This window comes from Ruminococcus sp. MCC718, assembly GCF_018783905.1.
GTDB classification, from domain to species: domain Bacteria; phylum Bacillota; class Clostridia; order Lachnospirales; family Lachnospiraceae; genus Hominisplanchenecus; species Hominisplanchenecus faecis.
This window is the reverse complement of the sequence record NZ_WQNP01000109.1, coordinates 1-431: the sequence shown is the minus strand read 5'-3', so window position 1 is coordinate 431 and position 431 is coordinate 1. Positions and strand designations below refer to the sequence as shown.

2 tRNA genes are annotated in these 431 nt (G+C 44.8%); both read left to right on the top strand.

Annotation, left to right across the window (positions count from 1 at the left end):
* Window positions 1-140 precede the first annotated feature (140 nt).
* Window positions 141-213, top strand: a tRNA-Ala gene (locus GPK60_RS09765).
* A 26-nt stretch (window positions 214-239) separates the two neighbouring features.
* A tRNA-Ile gene (locus tag GPK60_RS09760) sits at window positions 240-313 on the top strand.
* Window positions 314-431 lie beyond the last annotated feature (118 nt).

Here is a 431-nt window from a genome sequence, read left to right as displayed (position 1 = left end):
GAACACGATGGTTAAGACCTAATCGGCCGATGGTACTGCACTGGAGACGGTGTGGGAGAGCAGGTGGCTGCCGGATTAAAAAGAAATAAAAAATATTTGATATAGATCTGTTCATATCCCTTAGCATGGACAGAGAATCTGGGGGTGTAGCTCAGTTGGGAGAGCACCTGCCTTGCAAGCAGGGGGTCAAGAGTTCGAATCTCTCCATCTCCATTGCCTGTAACTGAATAAAAGGCTAAGGGCTTATAGCTCAGCTGGTTAGAGCGCACGCCTGATAAGCGTGAGGTCGGTGGTTCGAGTCCACTTAAGCCCACTAGGGTTGCAGATACCATTTAAAAGATCTGAAACCCGACATGTACCTTGAAAACTGCATATAGAAAATAAATTCAAAATATCTAACAAGTTAGATAGACATCCGAGGAAGTTATCAA